General features: G+C 42.1%; 5 protein-coding genes. All 5 read right to left on the bottom strand.

Going from position 1 to position 6,000, the window contains the following annotated elements; genetic code table 11:
* Nucleotides 1-363 (bottom strand): GatB/YqeY domain-containing protein (locus Q0037_RS00515; RefSeq protein WP_297513772.1); only part of this gene is annotated, 363 nt, incomplete at its 3' end.
* Between the two features lie 125 nt (nucleotides 364-488).
* Nucleotides 489-2,456 (bottom strand): cell division protein FtsZ, encoded by a 1,968-nt coding sequence (gene ftsZ / locus Q0037_RS00510; RefSeq protein WP_297513770.1) that lies wholly within the window; start codon nucleotides 2,454-2,456, stop codon nucleotides 489-491.
* Nucleotides 2,457-2,490: 34 nt separating this feature from the next.
* Nucleotides 2,491-3,885, bottom strand: coding sequence for a cell division protein FtsA (ftsA, locus tag Q0037_RS00505; RefSeq protein ID WP_297513767.1), 1,395 nt, complete (start codon nucleotides 3,883-3,885; stop codon nucleotides 2,491-2,493).
* 28 nt (nucleotides 3,886-3,913) lie between these two features.
* Entirely contained in the window at nucleotides 3,914-4,642 is a 729-nt protein-coding gene (locus tag Q0037_RS00500) for a cell division protein FtsQ (RefSeq protein WP_297513764.1), read from the bottom strand.
* The gene (gene murC / locus Q0037_RS00495; protein ID WP_297513760.1) at nucleotides 4,633-5,973 is read right to left on the bottom strand and encodes a UDP-N-acetylmuramate--L-alanine ligase; all 1,341 of its coding nucleotides are present in this window, start codon (nucleotides 5,971-5,973) and stop codon (nucleotides 4,633-4,635) included. The genes Q0037_RS00500 and murC overlap by 10 nt, the downstream gene beginning before the upstream one ends.
* Nucleotides 5,974-6,000 lie beyond the last annotated feature (27 nt).

Below are 6,000 nucleotides of genomic sequence, written 5' to 3'. Positions count from 1 at the left end.
ACCCATAGCGGCCATTCCTGAGAATCCATTTTCAGCAAGGATTTGAGCTATAGCCGCTTCTACCTCAGCCTCTGTCATTTGAGCGGGTAAAAACTTTTCAATAACGGCCACTTGAGCCAATTCAGGTTCGGCCAAATCAGTTCGCCCTTGCTCGGTAAAAATGGCAGCACTATCCTTACGTTGCTTCACCAATTTCTGCAATAACTTAATTTCATCGTCCGCAGAAAGGGTATCCGAGGCACCTGCTTCCGTTTTGGCCAATATAATCCCTGATTTAATCGCGCGCAATGCTTCAAGGGCTACCGTATCCTTAGCACGCATTGCGTTTTTCATTTCTTCCATAATTTGGCTTTCCAAACTCATTTCTTTGTCTTTTAGGGGATTAGAAACATGCAATACAACTATCGCTTATTTTCGATGCCAAAGGTAAAAAAATAACCCGAAAGAAACAATTCCTTCGGGTTACCCATCTTTAATTAACTTATGATTTAATCTACATTATCGTGTAAGAATGAATTGTTGGAGCGCAATTGAACATCGTCATTGCTATCGGTTCCAATGGACAATCTTGACGTATTTGATGTGGGCTGATTTGCAGATAAATCAACACCCATGCGCTTGTACGCAGGTTCTTTTTCTAACTCATCCACCCGTGATGGATTGTTGTGAAATTTATAATTGAACTCCTTCAACTTGCGACGACGTTCTTCGGCGCGCATTTTTAAGGTCTCTTCAATGGTTAACTCCACAGGAGACAACTCATCAGCCGCATATTTAGGCATCACAGGCTCAGCAGCTACTTTGGTGGTAAATTGAAGGGTTTCATCTACTTTCTCTTCCACTTTTGCAACTGGCTCAGTGGGTTTTGAGGTACCCAAAAGCTCATTTTCAATTTCCATATATTCTTCCAAAGAGTAACGAATTACGCCTTGATCAACTTCCGTCATGGGAACAAACTCTATCGGTTCGTTCACTTGAATATTTTTCGTTTCATCTGTCAAATCAAAAACTAATTTCGACGTTTCCGCTACAGGAGTTTCTGCAACTTGCAACGGCAAATCAAACGTCAAAGTCGCTTGTGTTTCTTCAGCAAAAGAAATGGTTTGTGGTTCATTTACTTTGATTTCTTGAACCGGCGTCACAGGTGCTGTAAAACCGAAATCCAAATCTTTTATAGGAGAAACAATTTCAAAAGTAACGTCCAAATTACGGATAAACTCATTCATCGGAATCAATGCATCTGCATCAATTGCAGGAGTAAATACTGGAGCAACCACTTCTTCATCTAACAATTCAAAAACTACTTTCTCCTCAACCGGAGCCGATGTTTCAAAAACGGGAGTGATTGGAGTTTCAACGGGACTTTCAAAAACGGGCACCGAAGGCTGAATTAAATCACGCACTAAACGCTGTTCATCTTCCAAAGAATGAATGATCTTTTTAGGCTCTGTATTCACAATCTCCGCTTGTTGATCGGTAGTAAATCCTGTAGCGATAATAGTTACTGCAATGGCTTCTCCCAAGGATTCATCTTCTCCAACCCCCATAATGATGTTGGCATTGAACCCTGCTTCAGCTTGAATATGATCGTTGATTTCTCCAATCTCATCAATGGTAATTTCACTTGTACCCGAAACGATAAGCAACAATACGTTTTTGGCGCCATTAATTTTATTATCATTTAACAACGGTGAATCTAAAGCAGCAATGATGGCGTCCTTAGCACGATTATCCCCTGTCGCAGTAGCCGAACCCATAATGGCGGTACCACTGTTGGACAATACCGTCTTGGCATCTTTCAAGTCGATATTTTGCGTATAATGGTGCGTAATTACCTCCGCGATTCCACGTGAGGCGGTAGACAAAACCTCATCGGCTTTAGAGAACCCTGCTTTGAAACCAAGATTTCCATAAACCTCGCGTAATTTATTGTTATTGATAACGATGAGCGAATCCACTTGTTTGCGCAAACGTTCAACCCCAGCCATAGCTTGTTCAGAACGAACCTTCCCTTCAAATTGGAAGGGTATCGTCACAATACCTACGGTAAGAATATCACGTTCTTTCGCCAATTGAGCAATCACAGGAGCAGCACCTGTTCCGGTTCCACCTCCCATACCGGCAGTGATGAAAACCATTTTGGTGTTGCTATCCAACATTTTTTCAATCTCGGCAATACTTTCAATAGCAGACTGTTGTCCTACTTCAGGATTCGCCCCAGCACCCAGCCCTTCGGTCAACCCAACACCCAATTGGATTTTGTTGGGAACAGAACTGTTTTGCAAAGCCTGCGCATCGGTGTTACACACCACGAAGTCTACGCCTTTGATTCCTTGTTTGAACATGTGATTGATGGCATTGCTTCCGCCGCCGCCAACACCGATTACCTTAATAACATTTGATTGGTTTTTAGGCAAATCAAATGAGATACTTCCAAATTCTGAGTTGCTCATCATACGATTTTGGTTTTGTTTGTATTTTGCTGTCTACTTATTCTGCGTTATCTAAAAAATCTTTAATCTTATCGACATATCGGTCAAAAAACGATCGTCGAATCGTACTCTCGGTACTTGGTGCCTGAGACGTTGTCGCTACGGGCTCTTCTACCTCTTGAGTTACAGGAGCCACTGGCTGCACTTCATTTATAGGGGTAACTGGTGCTACAGGAACTGCAACGGGTTGAGGCGCTTGTTGCAATTCAATACGGTACGCACTTTGGGTATTGTTTGCCACACTATTCATGACCAATCCCACTGCAGTAGCATACAAAGGACTTGAAATTTCCTCACTGGAATTCCCCGCCAAATGTTCGTTGGGATACCCAATACGCGTGTCCATACCTGTAATGTATTCTACCAATTGCTTTACATGCTTCAACTGTGAACCGCCTCCGGTCAACACAATCCCTGCAATCAATTTCTTGCGCGGATTCTCATGTCCGTACGCTTTAATTTCGGCAAAAACTTGTTCAATGATTTCAACCACACGGGCATGAATGATTTTGGACAAGTTTTTTAACGATATTTCTTTCGGATCGCGTCCACGAACCCCTGGAATCGAAACGATTTCATTGTCTTTATTTTCACCCGGCCAAGCCGATCCAAACTTCACTTTCAATAATTCGGCTTGCTTTTCGATAATCGAACAGCCTTCTTTGATGTCTTCCGTTATCACATTGCCTCCAAAAGGAATCACAGCGGTATGACGAATGATTCCATCTTTAAAAATAGCCAAATCAGTCGTTCCGCCTCCAATATCAATTAAAGCAACACCTGCTTCTTTTTCTTCTTGACTTAATACGGCGTCAGCTGATGCTAAAGGTTCTAAGGTAAGACCCGATAATTCGATGCCCGAACTTTGTACACATCGTCCAATGTTTCGAATAGAAGACGCTTGTCCTACCACCACATGGAAACTCGCTTCCAAGCGACCACCGTACATTCCGATAGGCTCTTTGATATCGGATTGACCGTCAATTTTAAACTCTTGAGGAAGAACGTGAATAATCTCTTCACCCGGCAACATGGCCAAACGACTTACTTGATCGACCAACAATTGAATGTCCTTTTCGCTAATGACCTCCTCTGGATTGCTACGAATCAAATAATCGGTATGCTGTATACTTCGAATATGCTGTCCGGCAATACCAACAACTACATCATTGATTTTGTAACCGGAATTCTCCTCGGCTTCCAATACCGCTTGTTGGATCGATTGAATGGTTTGGGTGATGTTGTTGACAACCCCACGGGAAACGCCCAAACTTTTGGCTTTTCCTACGCCCAAAATTTCCAATTTCCCATACTCGTTTCTCTTTCCGATCATGGTCACAATCTTGGTTGTTCCAATATCTAATCCTACGGCAATACTTTCTTTCGGGTTCATAGTTCAAAAATGATCACTTACTGTTTGTTTATCGGGTGCATACAACTTGATGGATAAACCGTAAATTGATGCGTTTATATTTTTCTAATGTACTGTCCTTAAGCGCTTTTTGGAAGAAGGCTTTATAGTTTAAAAACTTTCGCTCCGGGTGCACCAATTGCCCAAATTCAATAACGAATGGGTGATTGCGCGAGGTCATTTCCAGACTTTTATCGTTTAAAACGCGTACACTAATGATATTCTTTTTCAAAAATGAATCCTTCTGTACCATCGCCATGACAGCGGTAAGCTTTGGCAACACTTCATTCGTGATTGATCCTGTCAGCAAGGGGACTCGAGCCGCGTAATGCGTGGATAAAGGCATTTGTTTTCCATTTTTATCCAAATAAAACGACGTTTCGCCTACCATAACGCGCGCAACTGGCGTTCGTTGCACGACTTCTGCCCGCAATACCCCGTCAACACTAACGTAAACCTCTGATTTCTCAACCATTGGATTTTGATTGACAGAAGACTCCAATTTATCCAAATTTAACTGCTCTTTAGCAATGCTTCGCAGGTCACTTTTATTTTCTATTAACAATTTATTAACCGTTTCCTGGCGCATAAAACTATTGCTTTCGCCTACAAAAACAACCTCTGTTTTTTGGAGGGAACGACGGCCATTTCGCAGGGAAGAAAAAGCATACAAAAACCCCGCCAATCCTAGGATAAGCACCAATCGAATGGTGGACCAAGTATTGCTATTTATTCCCATATTTTTTTAATTTTTGGCACCATTTCTCCGATATCGCCTGCCCCTATCGTCACCAATACGGGAGCATTAATTTGCGGGATTTGCAACATAAGTTCTTCCTTACTCAAAAGTCTTACATTAGAAAGCGTCATCTTACCCATTAACCAAGCTGATGTAACCCCTTCTATTGGCAATTCTCGAGCGGGATAAATATCCAATAAAATCACTTCATCGAACTGAGATAAACTAGCCGCAAAACCGTCGATAAAGTCTTGCGTTCGGCTAAACAAATGGGGTTGAAAAATAGCCGTCACCTTTTTTCCGGGATACAATTCTCGCACCGCTTGATGTACCGCATTAATTTCTGTAGGATGATGGGCATAATCGTCAATAAATACCTTCTCTTGGGTTTTTATTTGATACGAAAAACGGCGTTGCACTCCTTGAAATGAAGCCAAAGCTTTAGCAATGGCAACGGTTGGGGTGCCGTACGTGTAGGCCATTGCTAAAGCAGTTAAGGCATTCATTAAATTGTGATGCCCTGGCAAACCAAAGGCAATATTTTGAAGATTCTCGGTGGGTGTTTTAATATCAAATACATAAGCACTGTTTTCCACCCGAATGTTATGCGCTATAAAATCGGCTTCTTCATTAATCCCTAAAGTTGTTCCCTCCAACGGCAATCCTTTAGGCATAAACAAATGCTTAGGACTAGAAACTTTTGCAGCAAATTCTCGGAAGGATTCTTCTATGGCCGAGGCATCTCCATATACATCCAAATGATCGGCATCCATCGAAGTTATGCAAGCTAAATCGGGATGTAAATGCAAAAAGGAACGGTCAAACTCATCGGCTTCAACCACCGAAATTGTTTTTCCTTGCCCGATTAAATTGGAATGGTAATTTTCTACAATCCCCCCCAAAAAGGCGGTCACATCGGCACCGCTTTCATAGAGAATATGACCCAAAATACTTGACGTAGTCGTTTTTCCGTGCGTTCCTGCCACCGCAAAACAATACGTTCCTTGGGTAATTAAACCTAAAACTTCAGCTCGTTTTTTGATCACGTAACCTTGCGCACTCAAGTAATTCCATTCAGTATGATTTTTGGGAATGGCGGGCGTAATGACCACCAGTGTAGTGTCTTTCGTAAAAGACGGCGGAATCGCTGCTATAGAATCTTCGAAATGAATAGGCATACCTCCTGCAACCAACTCATCCGTGAGACGTGTAGGCGTTTTATCGTAACCCGCAACTTTTTTCCCAATGAATTGAAAATAACGCGCTAAGGCACTCATCCCGATGCCTCCGATCCCGATAAAATAGACGTTATGGATTTGGTTTAGATTCATGTTAATGTTAAAATTCAATGTCAATGT

This window comes from Flavobacterium sp. (assembly GCF_027482425.1).
Lineage (GTDB): Bacteria > Bacteroidota > Bacteroidia > Flavobacteriales > Flavobacteriaceae > Flavobacterium.
The sequence above is the reverse complement of the archived record's forward strand: the minus strand, read 5'-3'. Positions and strand labels throughout refer to the sequence as shown.

What these genes read in the sequence shown, in the direction of transcription:
- ftsZ (WP_297513770.1), bottom strand. Translation starts at nt 2,456, where the DNA reads ATGATGAGCAACTCAGAATTTGGAAGTATCTCATTTGATTTGCCTAAA.
- ftsA (WP_297513767.1), bottom strand. Translation starts at nt 3,885, where the DNA reads ATGAACCCGAAAGAAAGTATTGCCGTAGGATTAGATATTGGAACAACC.
- Q0037_RS00500 (WP_297513764.1), bottom strand. Translation starts at nt 4,642, where the DNA reads ATGGGAATAAATAGCAATACTTGGTCCACCATTCGATTGGTGCTTATC.
- murC (WP_297513760.1), bottom strand. Translation starts at nt 5,973, where the DNA reads ATGAATCTAAACCAAATCCATAACGTCTATTTTATCGGGATCGGAGGC.